The 19,777-nt window shown below is 72.3% G+C and carries 15 protein-coding genes; 11 read left to right on the plus strand and 4 right to left on the minus strand.

What is annotated here, in order from left to right:
* The 3 genes from MOPEL_RS10350 to MOPEL_RS10360 all read left to right on the plus strand — a co-directional run.
* The coding region (locus MOPEL_RS10350; protein WP_040634047.1) for an ABC transporter permease subunit at nucleotides 1-320 on the plus strand (320 nt) is incomplete at its 5' end.
* The gene (locus MOPEL_RS10355; protein WP_009482855.1) at nucleotides 317-1,138 is read left to right on the plus strand and encodes an ABC transporter permease; all 822 of its coding nucleotides are present in this window, start codon (nucleotides 317-319) and stop codon (nucleotides 1,136-1,138) included. The genes MOPEL_RS10350 and MOPEL_RS10355, both read left to right, overlap by 4 nt.
* Nucleotides 1,135-3,141 (plus strand): ABC transporter ATP-binding protein, encoded by a 2,007-nt coding sequence (locus MOPEL_RS10360; RefSeq protein WP_009482856.1) that lies wholly within the window; start codon nucleotides 1,135-1,137, stop codon nucleotides 3,139-3,141. Before MOPEL_RS10355 ends, MOPEL_RS10360 begins: the two co-directional genes overlap by 4 nt.
* 54 nt (nucleotides 3,142-3,195) lie before the next feature.
* Here the strand turns inward: MOPEL_RS10360 and MOPEL_RS10365 are convergent, their stop codons facing one another.
* Together MOPEL_RS10365 and MOPEL_RS10370 are read right to left on the minus strand one after the other, a co-directional pair.
* On the minus strand, nucleotides 3,196-4,983 hold the full coding sequence (locus MOPEL_RS10365) for a choline/carnitine O-acyltransferase (RefSeq protein ID WP_009482857.1): 1,788 nt from the start codon (nucleotides 4,981-4,983) through the stop codon (nucleotides 3,196-3,198).
* Between the two features lie 89 nt (nucleotides 4,984-5,072).
* Complete coding sequence (locus tag MOPEL_RS10370) at nucleotides 5,073-6,704, minus strand: DNA repair helicase XPB (RefSeq protein WP_009482858.1); 1,632 nt, start codon at nucleotides 6,702-6,704, stop codon at nucleotides 5,073-5,075.
* 261 nt (nucleotides 6,705-6,965) lie between these two features.
* Here MOPEL_RS10370 and MOPEL_RS10375 point away from each other — a divergent pair, with 261 nt between their 5' ends.
* Nucleotides 6,966-7,901 (plus strand): hydroxymethylglutaryl-CoA lyase, encoded by a 936-nt coding sequence (locus tag MOPEL_RS10375; protein ID WP_009482859.1) that lies wholly within the window; start codon nucleotides 6,966-6,968, stop codon nucleotides 7,899-7,901.
* Between the two features lie 218 nt (nucleotides 7,902-8,119).
* Nucleotides 8,120-8,560, plus strand: coding sequence for a GNAT family N-acetyltransferase (locus MOPEL_RS10380; RefSeq protein WP_009482860.1), 441 nt, complete (start codon nucleotides 8,120-8,122; stop codon nucleotides 8,558-8,560).
* A gap of 51 nt (nucleotides 8,561-8,611) precedes the next feature.
* Here MOPEL_RS10380 and MOPEL_RS10385 read toward each other — a convergent pair whose 3' ends face one another.
* Nucleotides 8,612-9,409, minus strand: a complete 798-nt coding sequence (locus MOPEL_RS10385) for a DUF4253 domain-containing protein (RefSeq protein WP_009482861.1) — start codon at nucleotides 9,407-9,409, stop codon at nucleotides 8,612-8,614.
* 313 nt (nucleotides 9,410-9,722) lie between these two features.
* On the opposite strand from MOPEL_RS10385, the gene MOPEL_RS10390 reads away from it, so the two are divergent.
* Together MOPEL_RS10390 and MOPEL_RS10395 are read left to right on the plus strand one after the other, a co-directional pair.
* A complete protein-coding gene (locus tag MOPEL_RS10390) occupies nucleotides 9,723-10,367 on the plus strand; it encodes an HAD-IA family hydrolase (protein ID WP_009482862.1) in 645 nt (214 codons plus the stop codon).
* A gap of 103 nt (nucleotides 10,368-10,470) precedes the next feature.
* Complete coding sequence (locus tag MOPEL_RS10395; RefSeq protein WP_009482863.1) at nucleotides 10,471-12,477, plus strand: M13 family metallopeptidase; 2,007 nt, start codon at nucleotides 10,471-10,473, stop codon at nucleotides 12,475-12,477.
* 93 nt (nucleotides 12,478-12,570) lie between these two features.
* On the opposite strand, the gene MOPEL_RS10400 is transcribed toward MOPEL_RS10395, so the two are convergent.
* Nucleotides 12,571-15,015, minus strand: a complete 2,445-nt coding sequence (locus tag MOPEL_RS10400; RefSeq protein WP_009482864.1) for a helicase-associated domain-containing protein — start codon at nucleotides 15,013-15,015, stop codon at nucleotides 12,571-12,573.
* Between the two features lie 186 nt (nucleotides 15,016-15,201).
* Here MOPEL_RS10400 and MOPEL_RS10405 point away from each other — a divergent pair, with 186 nt between their 5' ends.
* The 4 genes from MOPEL_RS10405 (at nucleotide 15,202) to MOPEL_RS10420 (ending at nucleotide 19,723) form a co-directional block, all read left to right on the plus strand.
* Nucleotides 15,202-16,833, plus strand: coding sequence for an AMP-binding protein (locus MOPEL_RS10405; protein WP_009482865.1), 1,632 nt, complete (start codon nucleotides 15,202-15,204; stop codon nucleotides 16,831-16,833).
* Nucleotides 16,834-16,983: 150 nt separating this feature from the next.
* Nucleotides 16,984-17,382, plus strand: coding sequence for a cold-shock protein (locus MOPEL_RS10410; protein WP_009482866.1), 399 nt, complete (start codon nucleotides 16,984-16,986; stop codon nucleotides 17,380-17,382).
* 1 nt (nucleotide 17,383) lies between these two features.
* Nucleotides 17,384-18,121: a DUF3027 domain-containing protein gene (locus MOPEL_RS10415; protein ID WP_040634052.1), complete on the plus strand. Its 738-nt coding sequence runs from the start codon at nucleotides 17,384-17,386 to the stop codon at nucleotides 18,119-18,121.
* 120 nt (nucleotides 18,122-18,241) lie between these two features.
* Entirely contained in the window at nucleotides 18,242-19,723 is a 1,482-nt protein-coding gene (locus MOPEL_RS10420; RefSeq protein WP_009482868.1) for an NCS2 family permease, read from the plus strand.
* Nucleotides 19,724-19,777 lie beyond the last annotated feature (54 nt).

The following is a 19,777-nucleotide window of genomic DNA, read 5'->3' on the forward strand; positions in this document are numbered from 1 at the left end:
ACGCCGAACTCGCGCGCCTCAAGGGCGTCCCCGAGGGGCGGGTGCTGTGGCGCCACGTCCTCCCCAACACGATCGTGCCCACCGTGCAGGTCACGGCGCTGCAGCTCGGGTGGCTCGTCGGCGGCATCGTCCTCATCGAGTACCTCTTCAACTATCCCGGGATCGGAGCGACGCTCGTGGACTCGGTGCGCAACTCCGACTTCCCGATGGTGCAGGCCCTCACGATGCTCATCGCCGCGGCGTACGTCGTCGTCAACCTCGTCGCCGACGTCCTGTCGATCCTGCTCCTGCCCCGCGCACGGACGGGGATGGCGGCATGAGGACCCGATTCGCCGGACCGCTCCGGGAGCCCCGCATCCTGCTCGGCACCGTGCTCACCCTCGCCGTCGTGCTCCTCGCCCTCCTCGGGCCGTGGATCGCGCCCTACGGGGAACAGGAGATCGTCGGCCGCCCGTTCACCATGGCAGGTTCGTTCCTCGGCACCGACTACCTCGGCCAGGACGTGTGGACGCGCGTGCTCCACGGCGGACGTTCGGTGCTCCTCATCTCGGTGCTCGCGACGATCCTCGGTGTGCTCATCGGCGCACTCGCGGGCGTCGTCGCCGCGTACGCGCGCGGCTGGCTCGACGAGGCCGTCATGCGGTCCGCCGATGTGCTCCTCGCGTTCCCGCAGATCCTCCTCGCGCTCGTCGTGCTCTCCGCCGTGTCGCAGCCGACGTGGTGGATGATCGTCCTCCTCGTGGCCCTCGCGCACATCCCCCGCGTGGCGCGGGTGGCGCGCGGCGTGGCGCTCACGTACGTCACCCGCGACTTCGTCGCCGCGGCCGAGGCGATGGGCGAGTCGCAGTGGCGCATCGCCGTCTCCGAGCTCGGCCCCAACCTCGTCGTGCCGCTGCTCGCCGAGACGGGCCTGCGGCTCACGTACTCCATCGGCATGGTCGCGGGCATCGGGTTCCTCGGTTTCGCCACCGATCCCGGCGCCGCCGACTGGGGCCAGATGACGAACGAGAACCGTCTCGCGCTCCTCGTCCAGCCGTGGGGCGTGCTCGCGCCCGTCATCCTCGTCGCCGTGTTCACGATCGGCACGAACCTCATCGCCGACGGGCTCGGCGACCTCGCCGCGAAGGGGACGTCATGACGACGCTCGACGCCACCACCTCCCGGACCCCGGCGGACGGCCCCGTCTGCACCGTTCGCGGACTTACCGTCGGCCTCACCTCCGGCGTCGACGTCGTCGATGGCGTCGACCTCACCCTCGTGCCCGGGCAGATCGTCGGCCTCGTCGGCGAGTCCGGCTCCGGCAAGACGACCGCAGGCACCGCCCTGCTCGGGTACGCCCGCACCGGCGCCCACCTCACCGGTGGCGAGGTCGAGGTCGGCGGCCACGAGATCCGAGAGATGAGTGAGGTCGAGGTGCGTCGCATCCGCGGCGTCGTCATCGGGTACGTGCCGCAGGACCCGAGCTCCGCACTCAACCCCGCCCACCGCATCGGCGCGCAGCTGCGTGAGCTCCTCGACCTCCACGACCTCGGGTCGCCGAGCGAGCGCGACGCGGCCATCCGGAAGATCCTCCCCGAGGTGGGGCTCCCCGCCGACGACGAGTTCCTCCGCCGCTACCCCCACCAGCTCTCCGGCGGGCAGGTGCAGCGGGTCGCCCTCGCGATGGTGTTCCTGCCACGGCCGCGTGTCCTCGTGCTCGACGAGCCGACGACCGGCCTCGACGTGACGACCCAGGGTATGGTCCTGCGCACGCTGCAGGATCTCTGCGACCGGTACTCCGTCGCCGCGCTGTACGTCACCCACGACCTCGCCGTCGTCGCCCGCATCGCCGACTGCGTCGCCGTGATGTACGCCGGACGCCTCGTCGAGGAGGGGCCTGCGCAGGCGATCTTCGACCGTCCCTCGCACCCGTACACGCGGGCGCTGCTCCGGGCGATCCCGCGGCTCCACGCGCCGGTCGCGCTCCAGGGCATTCCGGGCCGCACACCCCCGCCCGGTTCACGCCCGTCGGGGTGTCGGTTCCACGACCGATGCGAGTTCGCCACGGAGGAGTGCGCCCGCACCGACCCGCCGCCGTTCGACGTGGGGGCCGGGCACACCGCCGCCTGCCTCCACACCGACTCCCTCCCCACGTGGGACCCCGACGACCGGCTCGTCCACGACACCGATCCCGAGGCGGAGCGTGAGATCGTCCTCGCGGTCGAGGGCCTCGACGTCTTCTACGGAGGCACCCACGTCGTCCACGACGTGAGCTTCGACGTGGCGAAACAGGAGGTCGTCGCCCTCGTCGGCGAGTCCGGCTCTGGCAAGACGACGATCTCCCGGTCGATCGGCGGACTCCACGACCAGTGGGAGGGGGCCATCACCTATCGCGGTGACCGCCTCGCCAGCGGATCACGTCGCCGGACGCAGCAGCAACGGCAGAAGATCCAGTACGTCTTCCAGAACCCCTATGCCTCGCTCAACCCGCGACGCACCGTCGAGCAGATCCTCCGCCGCCCCCTCGCCCTCTTCGGCATCGCCCGGGGGGACGAGGCCCACACCCGGGTCGTCCAGCTGCTCGACTCCGTCCAGCTGCGGGAGGCCACCGCGGGCAAGCGGGCGGGCGGGCTCTCCGGCGGCGAACGCCAGCGCGTCGCGATCGCCCGCGCCCTCGCGGCCCGACCCGAGGTCCTCGTGTGCGACGAGATCACCTCGGCGCTCGACGTCTCCATCCAGGCGTCGATCGTCGACCTGCTCACCCGCATCAAGGACGAGCACGGCCTCGCAATGGTGTTCGTCACCCACGACCTCGCGCTCGTGCGCACGATCGCCGACCGGGTCCTCGTCCTCCACCACGGACGGGTCGTCGAGTCCGGTCTCACTGCCCAGGTGCTCGACCATCCGCGCGAGGAGTACACGAGAGCGCTCCTCGCCGACACTCCCACCCTCGAGGACGACCGTGCCGGGGCCGGGAGTCCGGGCGCGTCGGAACGAGGTGCGACCGCGGCGACGGCCACGCCCTCCGAGACGGCCACGGGAGTCGCCGACCCCACCGAGCCCACCGACTTCGCCGAGCCCACCCACCCCGCCGAGCCCGCTGATCCGTCGTGGTGGCGTCGGTGGCGCACGGCCGTTCGTCGGTGGCGGCCTCGCCGCTGAGCGAGGCCTCACCAGGGGGCGCCGAGATCCGGTGCCGCCGTGTGGCGCGGATCGTCAGTCGGTGTAGGCGACCAGGTCGGCGAGGCGGGCGACGCCGTCACGCAGGGCGTCGACGAACTCCTCGACGTCCGCGTCGCGTTCGGGGCCGTGGATGACGAGGAACTCGTACTCGCCCGTGCTCCGCCGGCCGTACTCGATCCCGAGGCCGCCCTCGCTCGTGGGCGCGAAGACGTAGCGGGGGATGCGTTCGTCGGTGCCGAGGGAGGTCGTCGAGAGGAAGTCGGTCGTGAGTCGGGCGTAGGCGACGTCGTCGAACACCGCCGTTGACAGGCCGAGCTCGGCGGCACTCACGCGTAGCCCGAGGAGGTGACGGTCGACGGCCTCGCCCTTCTTGCACTCGACGATGCGGCGCTTGTGCTCGGCGAGGGCCGCGTCGAGGAGCTCCGCCGTCGCGTCCCCGTCGACGAGTGCCCGGGCGAGGGCGACGGCCTCGGGGGAGACCGGACGCATCGCCTCGGTGCGTCCGGCCTGGTACTCGCGCATGTCGACCGACTCGTACGTGCTGCGGACGCGGCCGTACGTGCGGAGCTGGGCGTGGAGGATCGCGAACTGCTGGAGCGCGTCGGCCGACATGCGGCGACCACCCGTCTCGACGATCGGGGTGCGCAGGACCCGGACCCGAAGCCTCGCCTCGTCCTCCGCATAGGCGGCGACGTCGGCGGCGAGGCGGGCGCGCACGTCGTCGGAGAGGCGCCACCGGAGCGGTTCGACGCGTCCGACGCCGGTGCCGGCCGGGGTGCCGTCGTCCCCGGAGGCGGTGGAGGACTCGTCGATCTCCTCCTCCTCGTCGGGCACGTCGGGGTCGTCGGGGAGATCCTGCGCGAGGCCGACGACGGCCTGCACAGTGCCCCCGTCGGCGACGGTGTGTTCGACGTGCATCCCGGTGTAGGGGTCGGCGAGCCCGACGACGTAGGTGACGGGCTTGAACGGCCACGCGACGCCGTAGCGGAATCCGGTCTCACGGAGGTGGGTGTCCTCGTCGGCCTCGTCGTCGAGGAGCGAGAGGACGAAGAGGGCGTCGGTGAGGCGGGCATGGACGGCGGCGTTGTCGGCGTCGGCGAGGACCTCGTCCTCGTAGTGCGCGGCGGTGTCGCTGCCGAGGTAGGACCACGCGGGGAACGGCGTCTCCTCGCCCGGCCCCCACCCCGTCGTGGGGGCGTCGTCGGCGCCGGTGGCATCGAGGACGGAGCGCAGCGCCTCACGGAGCATGTCGAGGGGCACGACGCGGCCGGCGTCGTCGCTCACCTGCACGGCGTACCCGCGGCCGCGGTGGAGGACGACGATCTCGCGGGAGGCGGCGTCCTCGCAGCCCCGGAGGAGCTCGTCGCACTCGGGGCGGGGGCGACGCATCCCGCCGGCGAGGTAGCGCCACTGCTGCATGCACAGGGCGGCGCCGCGCGGGGAGGTCTGCGGGTCGATCTCACCGCGGACGTGGTGGAGGTGGACGCGGGCGAACCGGTGGGCGAGGCGGGCGGCGCGGTCGAGGCCGTGGTCGTCCGTGGGCCACGTGAGGCCGAACCCGACGTTGCTCGTGAGCGGCAGCGGGGTGCGCGTCGTGAGGTACGAGGCGTACCAGAGGTCGGTGAGCCAACTCGCGCCGTCGCCGTCCGCCTTCTCGGCACGACGGGCGAGATCCTCCTGTGCGCGGGGGCCGTCGTGGGCGGCGAACTCCGCGACGACCTCCGTGGTGCGCGCCGCCTCCTCCTCCGAGAGGAGGGGCGCGACGATCTCCTGGTACCGCGCGAGGGTCTGCTCCAGCGGCGGCAGCGGGAGGTAGGTCATGACGGGCCTCTCGGTCGGCGTGACGTGCTGGCCGCATCCTCGCGCACGAGGCCCGGTCCGCGGTTCTCCGGCGCCGGTGCGATCCGCCGTCAGAGGTCGCCGGCGTCGAGGATGCGGTAGGCGTAGCCCTGTTCGGCGAGGAAGCGTTGACGGTGGGCGGCGAAGTCGGCGTCGAGGGTGTCGCGGGTGACGATCGTGTAGAAGTGCGCGGCGCGTCCGTCGGCCTTGGGGCGGAGGACGCGGCCGAGGCGCTGCGCCTCCTCCTGACGGGAGCCGAACGTGCCGCTCACCTGGATCGCGACCGACGCCTCGGGCAGGTCGACGGAGAAGTTCGCGACCTTGCTCACCACGAGGCGGGTGAGTGTCCCGGTGCGGAACTCCTCGTACAGGCGGGTGCGCTCCTTCAGCGGCGTCTCGCCGGTGAGCAGCGGCGCGTCGAGGCGTGCCGCGAGGGCCTCGAGCTGGTCGAGGTACTGGCCGATGACGAGGACCGGTTCGTCCGGGTGGCGCGCGACGAGACGCTCGACGACCTGCTCCTTCACGGGCGCGCACGCGGCGAGGCGGTAACGGTCCTCGGGGTCGGCCGTGGCGTAGGCGAGGCGACCGGACTCGCCCAGTGCCACGCGCACCTCGACGCAGTCCGCCGGGGCGATCCACCCCTGCGCCTCGATCTCCTTCCACGGCGCGTCGTACCGCTTGGGGCCGATGAGGGAGAACACGTCGTTCTCGCGGCCATCCTCGCGCACGAGCGTGGCCGTGAGGCCGAGACGGCGGCGACTCTGCAGGTCGGCGGTCATCCGGAAGATCGGCGCGGGCAACAGGTGCACCTCGTCGTAGATCACGAGGCCCCAGTCGCGGGCGTCGAGGAGTTCGAGGTGGGGGTAGACGCCCTTCCGGCGCGTCGTGAGCACCTGGTAGGTCGCGATCGTCACCGGGCGGATCTCCTTCTTCGCGCCCGAGTACTCCCCGATCTCGTTCTCCGTGAGGCTGGTGCGGCGCAGGAGCTCCTCGCGCCACTGCCGGGCGGAGACGGTGTTCGTCACGAGGACGAGGGTCGTCGACCTCGCCCGCGCCATCGCCGCCGCACCGACGAGGGTCTTGCCCGCACCGCACGGGAGGACGACGACGCCGGAGCCGCCGTGCCAGAACCCCTCGACGGCGTGCTCCTGGTACGGGCGCAGCGACCAGCCGTCCTCGCGGAGGTCGAGGGGGTGTGCCTCGCCGTCGACGTGCCCGGCGAGGTCCTCCGCGGGCCACCCGATCTTGAGCAGTTCCTGCTTGAGGTGCCCGCGTTCGCTCGGGTGGACGAGGACGGCGAGGTCGTCGACGCGCTCGCCGAGGAGCGGCGCGACCTTCTTGTGCCGCAGCACCTCCTCGAGCACGGGCCGGTCGGTGCAGCGGAGGACGAGACGGTCCTCGTCGTCCTTGGCGAGGGCGAGGCGGCCGTACCGGTCCATCGTGTCGGCGACGTCGACGAGGAGCGCGTGCGGCACGGGGTAGCGGCTGTGCGTGACGAGCGCGTCGACGACCTGTTCGGCGTCGAACCCCGCCGCCCGCGCGTTCCACAACCCGAGCGGGGTGATTCGGTACGTGTGCACGTGTTCGGGGGAGCGTTCGAGCTCCGCGAACGGCGCGATCGCCCGCCTCGCGGACGTCGCGTCCTCGTGGTCCACCTCGAGGAGGACGGTCTTGTCGCTCTGGACGATCAACGCTCCCGGCACGACGACCCCCAACGCGCGGGCGCCCCCGGTTGTTCCGCGGGCGCCTCTCCGGTGCGGGGCACGGCCTCGGGCGGCGTGGCGGCGAGACCGCGCCCCGGCGTGGGGAAGCGACGTCCGGGCAGCCCCCGGGCGCGGCCCGGTGTGGGCACGGCCCGGACGGACGCGACGCGACGCGACGGGGTTGGGGACGCAGCGTCCCGACGAGGCCGACATCGGGGAGGATGGGCGACAACGTTCGACGTCGACGTCAGGAGAGTTGCGATGCGTTCACCCCAGGTCCGGCCTGCGGAGGGGCTTCCCTCCCGCGTGACGATCTACGAGGTCGGCGTCCGGGACGGCCTCCAGAACGAGAAGACGATCGTCCCCCTCGACGTCAAGGCCGAATTCGTGCGGCACCTCGAGGACGCCGGGGTCGGGGTCATCGAGACGACGTCGTTCGTCTCGCCGAAGTGGGTGCCGCAGCTCGCCGACGCCGCGGACCTCCTCGCCGAACTCGGCGAGTCCGGTCGGGTCCGCACCCGCCCCGTCCTCGTGCCCAACCCCAAGGGCCTCGACCGGGCGATCGAGGCGGGAGTCTCCTCGATCGCGGTGTTCGGTTCTGCCACCGAGACGTTCGCCGCCAGGAACCTCAACAACACCCTCGACGGCCAGTTCGACATGTTCGGGCCCGTCGTCGAGCGTGCCAAGGCCGAGGGCATGTGGGTCCGCTGCTACGTGTCCATGTGCTTCGGCGACCCGTGGGAGGGCGACGTCGCCCCCGAGCAGGTCGTCTCCGTCGCGCGCCGCCTCATGGACCTCGGCTGCGACGAGCTCTCCATCGGCGACACCATCGGCGTGGGCACCCCCGGCCAGGTCGAGGCCGTCCTCGACGGGCTCCTCGGTGCGGGCATCGACCTGGACCGCATCGCCGTGCACTTCCACGACACGTACGGGCAGGCGCTCTCCAACACGCTCGCCTCGCTGCGCAAGGGCGTGAGCATCGTCGACTCCTCCGCCGGCGGCCTCGGCGGCTGTCCCTACGCCAAGAGTGCGACGGGCAACCTCGCCACCGAGGACCTCGTGTGGATGCTTCACGGCCTCGGCATCGAGACGGGCATCGACCTGGAGAAGCTCGTCGAGACGAGCATGTGGATGGCCGAACGACTCGGCCGCCCCAGCTCCTCCGCCGTCGTCCGGGCCCTCGGGGCGCGCGGATGAGGACGGTCGGTCCCATCCCCGGTCAGGGCGACCCCCGCGGGGACCGGCCCGTGACCGCGCCGCCGACGGCACCCGCGGCCGCTCCCGGGGCGGTGCCGCCGCAGGCCCCACCTCGGGACGCGTCTCAGGGGGCGTCGCAGGATCCGACCCAGGGCGCGCCACGCGGCTCCGCCCAGGGCCCGTCCCGCGCGGCTCACGACGCGGCGGCGGAGGTGACGGTGCGCCCGGCACGCATCGAGGACCTCGAGGAGATCGTCGACCTCCTCGCCGACGACCCCCTCGGCGCGCGCGTGGAGGGTGGCGACCTCGCGCCCTACGCGGCGGCGTTCGCGCGGATCACGGCCGACCACGGCCAGATCCAGGCCGTCGCCGAGCTCGGCGGGCAGGTCGTCGGCACGATGCAGCTGTCGATCATCCCGAGCCTCACCCGGCGCGGCACGACGCGGGCGCAGATCGAGGGCGTGAGCACCCTGTCGAGTCTTCGCGGCAAGGGCATCGGCGAGACCCTCTTCGCGTGGGCGTTCGACGAGGCCCGCCGCCATGGCGCCACCCTCGTCCAGCTCACCTCGGAGACGGCCCGCGGCAACGCCCACCGGTTCTACGAGCACCTCGGCTTCGCGCCGAGCCACGTCGGTTTCACCAAGCCACTCGGCCGGTGATCCGGCGGGGCATCGCGAGGCCCCGTTCCGTTCCGCGTCGCGGGCCCGCACTCAGTCCCACCAGAACTCCCACGTGGTCGCGTCGGTCATGAAGGTCGTCACGTCGTCCTTCGTCTCGTAGTTCGTGAACATGTCGGAGCAGAACGCCTTGAGCTCGACACCGGCGCCGTGGGCCTCCGCCGGGCTCCGGGGTGGGCGTCGTACGACGAGGGCCATCGTGTCGAAGGAGAACCCGACGGGCAGGACGCCGTAGCGGTCTCCCCACGAGCGGAGTACGGCCGTCGTCTCCCGAGGGCCGGGGCGGCCGTTGTAGGCCATCGGGCCGAGGACGAGGAAGACGTCCTCGGGGCGAGGCGTCGGGACGAGGACGAGACGCCCGGGTTGGTCGAGGAGTTGTCGCACGGCCCGGTCCTTCAGCTGGGCGCGGGTGCCGGGTGTCGTGGGTGTGCGCAGCCCGGGCCACGGCCGGAACGCCACGTCCCACTCGTCCTGGTACTCCGAGCCCGGGCCGACGTTCATGTCCCACTCGTGGTGGAGGAACTCCTCGGCGCTACGCGGTTCGGGGCCGGCTTCGAGCGACGGCCAGCCTCTGGGCCAGTCGTCGTCATGGGGGCGATCCTCGAGGGCCATGGGCCACAGACCCGTGACGGGGAAGGCCGCCTGGAGTCGCGGGATGAGATCCCCGCGCGAGCGGACGGCCTCGTCCGTGGCCCAGACGCCGTCACCGCCGATGCTCGCCGCGGTGATCGGTCGCCCCGGCGGGAGGGCGATCCTCGCGACGGTGGGGGTGCCGGCCGGAGGGAGCGGGCCGGGAGTCGCACGGAGAGGGGTGAGATCGGCCGGGATCATCGTCGGTACCTCCGGTGGCGTCGTCGGTCGTCGTGGGGACGCGTGCGTGGGAGAGGCGGGGACAGGGGGCGCGGTGGACGAATCCGTCGCCCCGGCCGATGCGGTGACGTCGTCACCGGGTCCGCCCCCGCAGGCGGAGACACTCGCACCGACCCCAGAGCTCACGAGCGCGAGGAGCACGGCACGCCGACCAGGTGATGCGCCCGTGTCGTCGATGCTCCCACCGTCCGCCCTCCGGCGCCCCATGTTCGTGGTGGACCCGTATGCGGTGGCGGCGTCGCTGCGTGGGGCCCCGGTTCCTAGGCTGGGGGGCATGGCCGCACCGAACCCATCCCCCCTGCTCACCGGCGTCCGCGCCCTGCTCCTCGACATGGACGGGACGCTCGTCGACTCCCACCTCTCGGTGGAACGGGCCTGGCGGCACTGGGCCGAGAAGTACGACGTCGACCCCGAGGTCGTCGTCGCCGCGTGCCACGGCGCGACGGGGGATCGGACGATGCGACGCTTCCGCCCCGACCTCGACGACGCGACCGTCGCCGCCGAGAACGCCGCCCACCTCGAGAGGGAGACGCACGACGTCTCCGATGTCGTCGCCTCGACGGGCGCGGTCGAGCTCCTCGACACGTGCACGCGGCTCGGCCTGCCGTGGGCCGTCGTCACCAACGCGAACACCCCGCTCGCCCGCGCCCGGCTCGGCGCGGCGGGCATCGCCCCCACCCACCTCGTGTCCGTCGACGACGTCGAGGTCGGCAAGCCCGACCCCGCGAGCTACCGCCTCGGTGCGCAGCGGCTCGACGTGCCGATCGAGGACTGCCTCGCCGTCGAGGACAGCGGCACCGGCCTCGAGGCCGCCCGTGCGGCGGGCGCCCGCGTCGCCATGCTCGGCCGCGACGACGGTGGCCTCCGCATCGAGGACCTCGGCGAACTCGCCCGCCTCCTCGAGGCCGCTCACGCCTGACGCGCCCCGTCTCCCGCGCGCCGAGGGGCGATCCTCCCAGGTGGGAGCGCCTGTCGGAGGCGACGGCTACCGTGAGGGAAAGACCGTCGACGAGGGAGACGACATGAGCGAGAACACGAGCGACACCCGGTCCGGCCTCGACGCCGGGGCGATGGACACCTCGATCCGGCCGCAGGACGACCTCTTCGGGTTCGTCAACGGCACCTGGCTCGCGACGACCGAGATCCCGGAGGACAAGGGCCGATACGGCTCCTTCGACATGCTCCGCGAGAAGGCCGCCGAGGACGTCCGCGTCATCCTCGACGAGGTCGCCACCGACGCCGGGCACGGCGCCTCGGACACCGACGGTGACGACGTGCGGGGCAAGGTCGGGGCGTTCTACGCCTCGTTCCTCGACGCGGCCCGCGCCGACGAGCTCGGCCTCGCGCCCGTCGAGGCGGACCTCGCCGCGATCCGCGACGCCGCCGACCTCACCGAGCTGTGGCGGGTCCTCGGTCGACTCCAGCGTGAGGGCGTCGGCGGTGCCGTCGCGGTCTTCGTCGACACCGACTCCCGCGACTCCTCCTCCTACATCGCGCACCTCGAGCAGTCCGGCATCGGCCTGCCCGACGAGTCCTATTACCGCGAGGAGGGCTACGCCGAGCTGCGCGGCGCCTACGAGCGGCACCTCGCCGCGATGGGCCGCCTCGTCGCCGACGCCGGTGCGACGGATGGCTTCGACGCAGGCCGGGCCTACGAACTCGAGATCCGCCTCGCCGGCGCCCACTGGGACCGCGTCCGCTGCCGCGACGCCGTCGCGACGTACACGAAGTTCACGCTCGCCGAGCTCGAGGAGAGCGCCCCGGCGGTGCCGTGGCGTGCCTGGTTCGAGGCGCTCGGCGCGCCCGCCGATCGGCTCACTCACATCGTCGTCCGTCAGCCGAGCTACCTCGAGGGCCTCTCCGAGACGTGCACCCAGGTGCCGCTCGATCAGTGGAAGGCGTGGGCCGTGCGTCGGATCGTCGGGTCGATGGCGCCGTTCCTCTCCGCGCCGTTCGTCGCCGAGAACTTCGACTTCTACGGGCGCACGCTCACCGGCACCCCCCAGCAGCGGCAGCGGTGGAAGCGCGGCGTCGACCTCGTCGGCGCCCTCCTCGGCGAGGCCGTCGGGCAGCTCTACGTCGAGCGGCACTTCCCTCCGCAGGCCAAGGAGCGCATGGTCGAACTCGTCGACAACCTCATCGAGGCCTACCGCATCGACATCGCCGACCTGGAGTGGATGAGCGGGGAGACGAAGGCCAAGGCCCTCGACAAACTCGCCGCGTTCGTCCCCAAGATCGGCTACCCCGACGAGTGGCGCGACTACTCCGGCCTCGAGGTGCGCGAGGGTGACCTCGTCGGCAACGTGCGCCGCGCCCACGCGTTCGAGACCGACCGCGACTGGCGCAAGCTCGGATCGCCCGTCGACCGCGGCGAGTGGTTCATGCCGCCGCAGACGGTCAACGCCTACTACAACCCCGGCATGAACGAGATCGTCTTCCCCGCCGCGATCCTCCAGCCGCCGTTCTTCGACGCCGAGGCCGACGACGCCGTCAACTACGGCGCGATCGGCTCGGTCATCGGCCACGAGATCGGGCACGGGTTCGACGACCAGGGCAGCCGGTACGACGGCGTCGGCAACCTCGACGACTGGTGGACGGCCGACGACCGCGCCGCGTTCGAGGAGCTCACCGGCAAGCTCATCGCGCAGTACGACGCGCTCGAGCCCCGCGACCTGCCGGGCGAGCACGTCAACGGTGCCCTCACCGTCGGCGAGAACATCGGAGACCTCGGCGGCGTCACCATCGCCCACCTCGCCTACCGCCTCAGCCTCGGCGAGGGCGGCCTCGACTCCGCACCCGTCATCGACGGACTCACCGGTGAGCAGCGACTCTTCGCCGGGTGGGCGCAGGTGTGGCGAGGCAAGGCCCGTCCCGAGGAGGCCAAGCGGCTCCTCGCGATCGACCCGCACTCGCCGTCGGACCTCCGCGCGAACATCGTCGCCAACCTCGCCGAGTTCGTCCACGCCTACGACGTCAAGCCCGGCGACGGCATGTGGCTCGATCCCGCCGACCGCGTCCGCATCTGGTGAGGCCCGCGGGCGGCAGCTCCCCGTGGAGTCGCCGCCCGCGCCCACCTCGGGTGTGTCCGTCCAGCGAGTCCGGCGGGTCCGGCGACCGAGGCGTCAGACGCCGGGCTCGTCCTCGGACGCGTGGACGCCGGTGATCCGACTCACCGGCCAGGACTCGGCCGCGCCCGTCGCGGCGTCGAGGCCGTGGAGCACCCCACCCGACAGACGCGCCGGCCGTACGTGTCGGGTCACGACCTCGCCCTCGGCCTGCACGACTCCGAGCCACACGGCCTCACCGTCGGAGACGGCCTGACGCAGACGCGACAGGGTCACCGCCGGATCCGTCCGCGGCACTCCACCCGTCGACGCGGTCGCCGGGCCGCGCGCGGCTCCGTCGTGCAATGCGGCGACGACGCCTCGCACGTCGGGAGGTGTCGTCGACGGCCGCAGGGAATGCCGCGGCACGGGCGCCCGCGTGGGGGCCGCGCCACTGGGGACGACCTCGCCGTCCTGCCCCTCGAAGAGGGCGTGGAGGTCGAGTTCCCGCAGGAGCGCGAGGAGCTGCGTCGGCCCCAGGGCCGACACGAGGACGGTGGGCGCGAGGCGACGCAGCCGCGCCGGTGCCGCCTCCGGCCGGGCGAGGAGCGCGTCGAGCGCACCGACGTCGTCGCTGCGGAGGTACGCACCCGCCGTGCCGATCCGCGCGACCCCGTACCCGCGGGCGGCGTCGCGGACGAGGAACTCGAGCGGCTGCGGCAGCGGCGTCCGGCTCCGGGCGCCGAGCTCGCGCAGCACGTCGTCGACCTCCCACCCCGCGCCGAGCGCACGACGCACGCTCGCGGGGGAGAAGCGGTACGTCGTGGCACCGCCCCGCGACTCGACGTCGGCGACGAGGCGGAGGAATCCCGCGGTGTGGGTGTCGAGACGACCAGGGGCGATCGCGGTGAGGTCGGCCTGGAGGTAGACGTGGTCGACGGGGGCGGGAAGGACGACCGCTGCGGTCAGGGCGTCGACCGCCGTCTCGAGGTCGGGCGTCGCCGCCTCGTCGAGCAACGCCCGCCCGGCGGCGCCGATCGCGCCACCGACCGTGACGCCGAGGATCTCGGCCTCGTCGAGGGTGTCGCCGGCGACCTCCTCGACGAACCGCGGGTGGAGACGGGGAGATTCCCACCGGAGCCGGGCGGCGACGTCGTCGACCGTGAGCCCGGTGTCGGGCGGGAGCGTGGCGAGAAGTCCGAGGACGCGCAGGCGGAGGTCGAGGATCGCCGGGCCCACGACGAGGTCGGCGGAGAAGGCGTTGATCGGCCCGGTCTCGCCGCGGCCGCCGATCCGACCGGGGGCCCGCAGCAGATCGCGCCACGCGAGCACGAGTCGGGCCCAGCGGCGGGCGTCGTCCTCCTCGACCCACGTGTCGTAGGCACGCGTCGGTGCCCAAACCGGTTCGAGGCCGCCGTCGCGCCCGAGGAGGCCCGCGGCGTGGGCGGTCTCGAGGAGGAGCCCCGTCAGGTGGGTGTCGAGGCCGGTGAGGTGCGTCGTCGCGGCGAGGTCGCGCACCGCGAGGCCCCCGGTGCGCAGCACCCGGGGCGGGTCGTCACCCCACGCGAGGGCGATCTCGTCGACGAGGTCGATGGCCTCGCCCGCCTGCGCGCCGGCGCTCGCGTCGACGGCGCGGACCGGTCGTGGGGTGGTGGGCGGCGGATCGAGTCGCGACGTGCGGTGGAGTCGCCCGCCGCGCAGCACGAGCGCGACCGGGCGGGGGAGGGTGACGGTGCCGGGTGCGGCGTCGTCCTCGAGGCGGAGGAGGCCGCGGGCGAGGAGATGACGCACTGCCGGTCCGACCGGCCCGTCGGGGTCGAGCGTGCCGGTCGACGGCCCCCACGTGAGGCGCGCGAGGATCTCGCGCGCGCCCGCCGGGGAGTCGTCGGTGAGCGAGTCGAGGACGGCCGCTCCCCGCCCGTCGGTGCCGGTGCCCGCCGCGTCCGCATCGCCCTCGCCCTCGCCGTCGCCCGGAGATGTGACGGCGGCGTCCGGCCGGGCCTCGGCGAGCAGCGTGGGCGACGCGTCGTCCGGGTGCGGCGGCGCGAGCCCGGCGACGGGTCCGAGGACGTCGAGGAGCGCAGGGGCCGCGACGACGAGCTCGCCGTCGCGGAGGACGAGCGCGCGTCGTCGCAGGTCGTCGAGAAGGTCGACGGCGAGGTCGAGGTCGCAGGCGAGGAGGGTGGCGACGTCGTCGAGGGTCGCCGAGCCGACGCGCGGCCCACGTACACCGTTCATCGCGCCCACCGCGTCGCCTGTCACGTCGTCCGCCGCGACGACGACGGCCTCGAGCGCGTCGAGACGCCCGCGGTCGAGGTGGTCGAGGGCCCGTCGCAGGCTCGCGGGGGAGAGGGCGCGCGCCGCGAGCGTCGAGATGTCGGTCGGTGCAGGACGGACGAGATCCGGTCGCGCGGTGAGGAGCGCCACGAGGTCGTCCTCGGACCAGGCGCGCAGCTCGTCGGCGAGGGCCCCGACGTCGAGACGGCGGGGGCGGCCGGTGGGGGCGGCGGCGTCCTGGGTCACCCGCCCACCGTACGGCTCCGCCCGCGCGGGCCTCGACCTCGCGAGGCCCGCTCACGACGGCGGCGGGTGCCGCTGGGCGCGAATGTCGGCCCGTTCGTCGGACGACCCGGTCGGTCCCGTCGCCCCCACGAGGCCGCCGTGTCGAGGATGATGCGGAAGACCACACCCCCGACCGGAGGTCCGTACATGTCGAACACCGAGTTGTCCTACGCGAAGGGCGAACCCGTCAAGCCCCTCATCGAGGAGACGATCGGCGCCGATCTCGAGAACACGGTGGCGCGGTTCGGTGATCGCACCGCGCTCGTCGACGTGCCGAGCGGTCGCCGGTGGACGTACACCGAGTTCGGCGCGGACGTGAACCGGCTCGCCAAGGGACTCCTCGCCGTGGGGCTGGAGAAGGGCGACCGCATGGGCATCTGGTCCCCGAACTACCCCGAGTGGACGCTGCTCCAATACGCGACGGCGAAGGTCGGGGTCGTCCTCGTCAACGTCAACCCGGCCTACCGCACGCACGAGTTCGACTACGTCGTCGAACAGTCGGGGATGCGGATGATCGCGGCGGCGGTGGAGTACAAGTCGTCGAAGTACCGGCAGATGGTCGAGCAGACCCTCGCGAAGCGTCCGTCCCTGGAGCGGGCGTTCTACATCGGCGACGCGAGCTGGGACGAGCTGCTCGCGGGCGGGGAGTCGATCAGCGACGAGCAGCTGCACGAACGCAGCGACTCCCTCGACCCCCACGACCCCATCAACATCCAGTACACGTCGGGCACGACGGGCTTCCCCAAGGGCGCGACGCTCTCGCACCGCAACATCCTCAACAACGGCTTCTTCGTCGGCGAGGGTCTCACATACACCGAGAAGGACATCGTGTGTATTCCGATGCCCTTCTACCACTGCTTCGGGATGGTCATGGGCAACCTCGCGTGCACCTCCCACGGTGCGTGCATGGTCATCCCCGGGCCGACGTTCGACCCCGTCGCCGCCCTTACGGCCGTCGAGCAGGAGCACTGCACGAGCCTCTACGGCGTGCCGACGATGTTCATCGCCGAGCTGGGGCTCCCGAACTTCGCCGACTTCGACCTCTCCAGCCTGCGCACCGGCATCATGTCGGGCTCGCCGTGCCCGGTGGAGGCGATGAAGAAGGTCATCGACCGCATGGGGATGGCCGAGGTCGTCATCTGCTATGGCATGACGGAGACCTCGCCGGTGTCGACGATCACCCGCGCCGACGACGACATGCGTCGCCGCACGGAGACCGTCGGGCGGGCCATGCCGCACGTCGAGATCCAGATCCTCGACCCGGTCACCGGCGAGCGCGTGCCGCGCGGCACGACGGGCGAATTCTGCACCCGCGGCTACTCGGTGATGAAGGGCTACTGGAACGCGCCGGAGAGGACGGCCGAGGCCATCGACGCCGACGGGTGGATGCACACGGGCGACCTCGCCGTCATGGACGAGGACGGTTACTGCGCCATCGTCGGCCGCATGAAGGACATGGTCATCCGGGGTGGCGAGAACATCTACCCCCGCGAGATCGAGGAGTTCCTCTACACGCACCCGGCCATCGCCGACGTCTCGGTCGTCGGGGTGCCCGACGAGAAGTACGGCGAGGAGCTCATGGCGTGGATCATCACCGTGCCCGGCCACGAGGCCCTCACCGCCGAGGACCTCGACGAGTTCTCCGCGGGCAGACTCGCCCACTACAAGGTGCCCCGCTACGTGCACTGCGTCGACAGCTTCCCGATGACGGTGACGGGCAAGATCCGTAAGGTCGACATGCGCGACGAAGCCGTCCGCCTCCTCGGTCTTCAGCGGTGACGGTCGCAGCCGCTCCCCGGCCTGCGGGCGACCGGGGAGCGGTGGCGGGGCCTCGCGCGGGAACGAGCGTCGGCGCGGCACGTTAGCCTGGAGGTGCCCCCGTGCGGACGCGTGGGTGATCCCGGTGATCCATCGACTTCGAGGTGAGCAGTGCCGACTGGCAAGGTCAAGTTCTACGACGCCGATAAGGGGTTCGGCTTCGTCTCCGGTGACGACGGTGAGGACGTGTTCCTCCCCGCCGCTGCGCTGCCCGAGGGATCGACCACGCTCAAGGCCGGCACTCGCCTCGAGTACAGCGTCGCCGCGGGGCGCCGTGGCGCCCAGGCGATGCACGTCCGCGTCCTCGACCCGCTGCCGTCGGTCGCCGAGGCCCAGTTGGCGAAGCGTCGCCGACCGGCCGAGGAGATGGCGGTCATCGTCGAGGACCTCATCAAGCTGCTCGACAAGACGTCGAACGACTTCCGCCGGGGTCGCTACCCCGACAAGCGGGAGGCAGCCAAGGTCGCGTCCGTCCTCCGGGCGGTCGCCGGACAATTCGACGGTGCGTGAGATGGCGATCAAGAAGGACACGACGTTGGCCGAGGCCGTCGACCTGGCACGGGAGGCGGCGGAGAGCATCGCCGAGCCCGGCGCGGTCGGCGACTACATCGGCATGACGATGGACGACGAGCGGCTCGCGACGCACTCGTTCGTCTGCACGACGCCCGCGTATCGCGGGTGGCGGTGGGCGGTCGTCGTCACGCGCATCCCGCGGAGCCGCAAGGTGACGGTGTGCGAGACCAATCTGCTGCCCGGTGAGGACGCGCTCCTCGCCCCGGCGTGGGTGCCGTACGTCGAGCGTCTCCAGCCGGGCGACGTGGGCCCGGGCGACGTGCTCCCCTACGAGGAGGACGACGAGAACCTCGAGCCGGGGTTCGAGGCCACCGGCGAGGAGGACGTCGACCAGATGGCGTTGTGGGAGCTCGGCCTCGGCCGGGCCCGGGTGCTGTCGGCCGAGGGGCGGGACGCGGCGGCGCAGCGCTGGTACGACGGCGAGCACGGCCCCCATGCGGAGGTCGCCGAGAAGTCCCGCGAGATGTGCACGACGTGCGGCTACTACGTGCCGCTCGCCGGCGCGCTGCGGGTGATGTTCGGGGTGTGTGCGAACGCGTGGTCGCCCTCCGACGGCAAGGTCGTGAGCCGCGACCACGGGTGCGGCGCCCACAGCGAGTCCGACGTGCGCGAGTCGAAGCGGACCTCCGCACCCTCGCCGCTCGTCGACGACCTCGCGGTCGACGTCGTCGGCTGACACGCTGCACCCCCGGACGGGCGCTCGCGGGCCCCGTTGCGCACGACGGGTCACGCTGCCGCCCATCGTGGTTCGTCGCCGTGTCCGGCCTGGGTCCCCGCTGCGAATAGGGTGTGCCCCATGTCCAGCACCACGGAGACGACTGCCCCCTCGGGCGGTCTCGATCGTTACTTCCGGATCTCCGAACGTGGCTCCACCGTCGGTCGTGAGATCCGCGGTGGGCTCGCCACCTTCTTCACGATGGCGTACATCGTCGTCCTCAACCCCCTCATCATCGGCACCGTCAAGGACGGGTCGGGCGCCTACCTCGGCGGCGGCAGCGAGCCGAACCTCGCGATGGTCGCGGCCGGTACGGCCTTCGTCGCGGGGGTCATGACGATCCTCATGGGTGTCGTCGCGAACTATCCCCTCGCCATCGCGGCCGGTCTCGGGCTCAACGCGTTCATCGCGTTCGGTGTCGCCGCGCTGCCGCAGATGACGTGGGCGGATGCGATGGGCCTCGTCGTCCTCGAGGGTCTGCTCATCCTCGTCCTCGTCCTCACCGGGTTCCGGCGCGCGGTGTTCCTCGCCATCCCGGCCCAGCTCAAGACGGCGATCAGCGTCGGCATCGGCCTGTTCATCACGCTCGTCGGTCTCTTCGACGCGGGCATCGTGCGCAAGGCGCCCGCCACCCCGGTCGAGCTCGGCGTCGGCGGGTTCCTCGCCGGGTGGCCGACGCTCGTCTTCGTCGTCGTCCTCCTCGGCATCATCGTCATGATGGTCCGCGGCGTGTCGGGGTCGATCCTCTACGGCATCACCGGCGGCACCGTCCTCGCGATCGTCGTCGAGGCGCTCGTGCACGTCGGCAGCCAGACCGACGCCGCCGGCGAGGTCGTCAACCCCACAGGGTGGGGCCTCAACGTGCCGCGCCTGCCGAGCCACCTGTTCGACCTGCCCGACCTCGGGCTCCTCGGCCAGTTCAACCTGCTCGGGTCGTTCACGAACCTCGGCTTCATCGCCGCCGGCCTCATGATCTTCACGCTCATGCTTGCCGACTTCTTCGACACGATGGGCACGATGGTCGCCATCGGCGCCGAGGCCGGCCTGCTCGACGACGACGGCAACCCGCCGAACAGCCAGCGCATCCTCGTCGTCGACTCCCTCTCCGCCGTCGCGGGCGGCATGGGCAGCGTGTCGAGCAACACCGCCTACATCGAGTCGGCCTCCGGCGTCGGCGAGGGGGCCCGCACGGGCCTCGCGAGCGTCGTCACGGGCCTGCTGTTCCTCGTGTCGATGTTCCTCAGCCCGCTCGTCGCGGTCGTGCCCTACGAGGCGGCCACCCCGGCCCTCGTCATCGTCGGGTTCCTCATGATGCAGCAGGTCGTCGGCATCGAGTGGTCGGACATCGACATCGCCATCCCGGCGTTCCTCACGATCGTCCTCATGCCGTTCACGTACTCGATCACCGCCGGCATCGGTGCGGGCTTCGTCGCGTACGTCGTCATCAAGATCGCCCGCGGCCAGGCCCGCACGCTGCACCCGCTCATGTGGCTCATCTCGGTGCTCTTCGTCCTGTACTTCGCGATCGACCCCATCAAGACCCTCCTGCTCGGCCCGCACTGAGCACTGGTTAGCGTGGAGTCATGACCCCTCGAACCCGACGCATCGTCGTGCTCG

Origin of the sequence: Mobilicoccus pelagius NBRC 104925, from assembly GCF_000247995.1 — a bacterium.
GTDB classification, from domain to species: domain Bacteria; phylum Actinomycetota; class Actinomycetes; order Actinomycetales; family Dermatophilaceae; genus Mobilicoccus; species Mobilicoccus pelagius.

Excerpts from the sequence above, each read along its gene's own strand:
- MOPEL_RS10355 (WP_009482855.1), top strand. The coding sequence starts at position 317 with ATGAGGACCCGATTCGCCGGACCGCTCCGGGAGCCCCGCATCCTGCTC.
- MOPEL_RS10360 (WP_009482856.1), top strand. The coding sequence starts at position 1,135 with ATGACGACGCTCGACGCCACCACCTCCCGGACCCCGGCGGACGGCCCC.
- MOPEL_RS10365 (WP_009482857.1), bottom strand. The coding sequence starts at position 4,983 with ATGACCTACCTCCCGCTGCCGCCGCTGGAGCAGACCCTCGCGCGGTAC.
- MOPEL_RS10375 (WP_009482859.1), top strand. The coding sequence starts at position 6,966 with ATGCGTTCACCCCAGGTCCGGCCTGCGGAGGGGCTTCCCTCCCGCGTG.
- MOPEL_RS10385 (WP_009482861.1), bottom strand. The coding sequence starts at position 9,409 with ATGATCCCGGCCGATCTCACCCCTCTCCGTGCGACTCCCGGCCCGCTC.
- MOPEL_RS10390 (WP_009482862.1), top strand. The coding sequence starts at position 9,723 with ATGGCCGCACCGAACCCATCCCCCCTGCTCACCGGCGTCCGCGCCCTG.
- MOPEL_RS10395 (WP_009482863.1), top strand. The coding sequence starts at position 10,471 with ATGAGCGAGAACACGAGCGACACCCGGTCCGGCCTCGACGCCGGGGCG.
- MOPEL_RS10405 (WP_009482865.1), top strand. The coding sequence starts at position 15,202 with ATGTCGAACACCGAGTTGTCCTACGCGAAGGGCGAACCCGTCAAGCCC.
- MOPEL_RS10415 (WP_040634052.1), top strand. The coding sequence starts at position 17,384 with ATGGCGATCAAGAAGGACACGACGTTGGCCGAGGCCGTCGACCTGGCA.
- MOPEL_RS10420 (WP_009482868.1), top strand. The coding sequence starts at position 18,242 with ATGTCCAGCACCACGGAGACGACTGCCCCCTCGGGCGGTCTCGATCGT.